2 protein-coding genes are annotated in these 4,158 nt (G+C 36.0%); one reads left to right on the forward strand and one right to left on the reverse strand.

Features of this window, described 5'->3' with window-relative positions:
• Positions 1-229 precede the first annotated feature (229 nt).
• A complete protein-coding gene (locus QZN27_RS09125) occupies positions 230-790 on the reverse strand; it encodes a hypothetical protein (RefSeq protein ID WP_296786710.1) in 561 nt (186 codons plus the stop codon).
• 141 nt (positions 791-931) lie between these two features.
• Between QZN27_RS09125 and QZN27_RS09130 the strand changes: the two genes are divergently transcribed.
• On the forward strand, positions 932-4,158 hold a 3,227-nt coding region (locus tag QZN27_RS09130; RefSeq protein WP_296786713.1), incomplete at its 3' end, for a C1 family peptidase.

Below are 4,158 nucleotides of genomic sequence, written 5' to 3' on the forward strand. Positions count from 1 at the left end.
AATTTTTCAAACCCAAAACAATTATTCATACCCAAAGCAATAATATAATCACAACAAAAAAAGTATACTGAACAAAAATCCAAGACCCAAAATAGCCTCCAAAAAACACAAAATAAAAATAAACGCAATAAAATTAATTAAAAAAGATAGTACACCCAATAGTGCAATTCATCCACAACTTGCAGAAGTTGTGGCATTCTTGCATTTTTAAGATAAAAATAAATAGCAGTCATTGCAAATAACCGTTTTTCTTGAAATGGTCTTCCATTTTAATATAGAATTCATCGCTTGTGAAATCAAAATTGGTATTGAATGACTTATAAGCCAGCTCGCAATCCTTTTTTAAATTGAATCTGAAATCAGGGCGTGCCTTGAAAAATTTTTCAAAACATGATTTGGAATTTTCCGGCAATGAAACCTCATCAAAGGAAATCTTTTCTATTGACATTTTCATGGCGCATGTAAGAACTGTCAGCTGGATAGCTGAAGCATAGGCATCATAATACTGGCCATAATCCAGATTGACATTGAAATATATCATGAAATTGATCATCACATGAGAAACCCAAATTAGAGAATTCGGTTCAAATTTTTCCAGCTGCAAATCAGTGAACTTGAATATTTTATCTTCCAGACTTTTTTCACTGTTCTCGCTGCAGAAGCTTACAAACTCCTCAAATGAGTAATTTGTCAAATATTTAGTGTAAGCGTCTTTAATCTCCTCATCACATGGATATTTAGAAATCTTTTTCAAATCTTTTTGCCTTAAAACTCTCGGATAGGTAAACATTAAAATCAATTGGTATATTGGATTTCATTAAATTAATAATTTCCTAAATGTTAACTCAATATTTCAAATTAAAATGAAAGAAACATATTTTATACTAAGATAATAAAAATAAAAAATGTATAAAAATATGGAGGAAAAATATTGAAATTTCATAAGATAAGTATAGTCTTTCTATTTTTATTGATAATGACAATGGGAGTTGTCTGTGCTGAAGATGCAAATCAGACAGTTACAGACACATTGCAACTGAATGACGCACAAGAAGTTATTTCAGATGCTCCTGAAGGATCATATAATGATTTATCAAAAAATATAAATGAATCATCTGATTCAATAACATTAGAAAGCGATTATAAATATAAGGATACTGACACTATAAAGCATATAGAATTTACAAATAGAAATTTTACCATTGACGGAAACAATCACGTAATCGATGCCGACGGCAAAACCGCCATATTTAAAATGACCGGCGGAAACTTAACATTGAAAAATCTTGTATTGAAAAACACCAATGCCACTGCAATAGAATTGAGGAATGGTATATTGAATACAATCAACGTCACATTCATAAATACCAAGTCTAATGACGTGGGAGGTGCAATATATGCCTTCAACAGTACATATTACAGTACCAACGATAAATTTACCGACAATTCTGCTAACGATGCAGGATCTGCAATATTCGCATCATCTTCCAGAATGCATATTAAAAATGCAACATTTACAAACAAAAATCCTATAAGATGGAGTCTGATTTATGGAAGCGATAGCCTCATTAATGTTTCAGACACCACTTTTGCAAATGCCACCTCAAGATATGCAACAGCAATATATAATTTGGGAATCGCAGAAATCACAAGATCAAAATTCATTAACTTAAGGGCAAATGCAACTGGAGGAGCCGTTGCTGTAAAAGGCGATAGGGAAGATGGATTTGCTCAATTAGTAATTATTAACTGCGAATTTACAAACGTCAGCGCCGGAAGAAATGGTGGAGCCATCTTTGCAGATATCGCAGCAGACAGTGATACCAGAGGTAAAGGTGAGGTTTTAATCGTTAATACTACATTCAACAAAAACACTGCTGAATTCGGAGGGGCAATACTTCAGCTTGGAGGAGCACTTGGTTTGATTAACTCCACTTTCACCAACAATACTGCATCCGAAAACGGTGGAGCGGTCTACACATCAAGGACAAATGTAATGATTAACGATGGCACATTTACAAACAACCGTGCACGAGAAACTGACGGATGCGGCGGAGCCCTATATCTTGATCATGCAGAGACAATTATTGCCAATTCCACATTTACAGATAATTCCGCAGGAAAAGGCGAAGCCATTTACTGTTATGAAATGATGTATATAATCAACAATGCAACTTTCAAAAACAATAAGATATACACCAGATTCGATGATGACGGAAGCAGTATAACAAACTGTGGAGAAGAATACAAAGACACAATAAACGACACAAATATAACTTATCACATAAGATACAACGGTGACCCAATTATATTGAACCCGCAGCCGATTAATGGAAACGCTACAGATCCCTACTTCAATCTAAATAATTTGGGATTGGTTACCCGTGTTAAAGACCAGGGTTCAATGGGTTCATGCTGGGCATTTGGAGCAGCAGGAGCATTTGAATCAGCATACCTAATTGCAACAGGGATAGAATTAGACATTTCCGAAAACAACATTAAAAACCTCTGTCTGCCTTATTCAGAATACGGACAACTCACTAATACCGAGGCAGGAAACATGATTACAACCGCAGCATACTTTGTAAGCTGGTTGGGAGCAATCAACACAACCGATGATTTATACGATGAGCTTGGAAAAGTTTCTTCCATACAATATGGCCCTCAAACAGTCCGCACAGTAAACGCCGTTTTCATAAACATAAAAGACCAGAATGCCATCAAGGAATACCTGACAAAATATGGTGCTATGAACCTGTTCCTATACGGTGCAAATTCACGAGACCATTCCTACAATTCCACATACTACTCAGTGTACAACAACAAATACTGGGGAAACCATTACGTGACATTAGTCGGATGGAATGATACCTTCTCAAAAGATCATTTCTCAACTCAAGCTCCAGGAGATGGTGCATGGATTTGTAAAAACAGTTGGGGAGAAAAATGGGGAGATGGAGGATACTTCTATGTCTCCTACTACGACAAATCATTAACTCAAAATGCAGTGGGATTCACATTTGACAATGTGGAGCACTATGAGAAACTTTATCAAAATGGTGTCATCGGACTGCACGAATTTGAGAAAGACTACGATACATACGGACAGGTATACACCAGCGAAAACGGAGACATAATTGCAGCTGTAGGAACATACTTTGAAACTGTCGGCAGCCCATATACCATTTCAGTGTATGTCGATGGCCGCATGGTCTACAGCCAAAGCGGAAAATCAAGCCATGCAGGATATGAAACAGTCAAATTGAACAAGTACATTGCAGTAGATGAAAACACAACATTTGAAATCAGAATAAAATCCGTTTCAGTGCCGATTGTTGGAAATTCCAGAAGCATTCTCATGCCTAATGTGAATTACATAATCAATGACGGTAAAAAAATGGATCTCGGAAAATATGGTCGCTTTGCTCCGATTAAAGTATACACATATCACAACAGCATGATTACCAAAAACGTTGTAAACTATTATGACAACGCAACTGAAACAATATTTACAGTTTACAATATTTTTGAAGACGATACTATTCAAGTCAGCTTCAACAATGCAAATTACACCATACAAATCAAAAATAATACTGGAAACATTTCATTGGGAATTTTACCTACCGGAGAATACCTTGTAACCATAACCTACAAGAATCAGACCATATCAACTCCGGTATTGATTAAAACAACCATTTTCAGCAATGATGAAAAAAGTATGGCACTGGCATACGATGCATCAGGATCTTTTGCAGTGCAGTTCCTTGATTCAAATGGAAATCCTCTCGCAAATACCTCCGTATCTGCCAAATTTGACAATGTAGCGCTTTCCAATGCGGTAACTAATGAAAACGGAATATTAAGCATTAACATCCATCCTTATAATTCAATCGGAAACCACTACATTGACTATGTGAATCCGAAAAATGGTGAAACATTAAGAGTTACCATTACTATCTTTTCCAGATTCTCCGGAAATGCAAACATCAACATGTACTATTACGACGGACACACATACAAGGTACGTGTAAAAGGCGACGACGGCAAATTTTTGGAGGAAGATGAAATTGTAACCATTAAAATCGGCAAACACACATTTAAGGTAAAAACCGATGAGGACGGATATGCAATCTTGAAAATACCTTCCAAAATCACTCC

Source organism: uncultured Methanobrevibacter sp. (assembly GCF_900316895.1).
Classification (GTDB): domain Archaea; phylum Methanobacteriota; class Methanobacteria; order Methanobacteriales; family Methanobacteriaceae; genus Methanocatella.

Excerpts from the sequence above, each read along its gene's own strand:
- QZN27_RS09125 (WP_296786710.1), bottom strand. The coding sequence starts at position 790 with ATGTTTACCTATCCGAGAGTTTTAAGGCAAAAAGATTTGAAAAAGATT.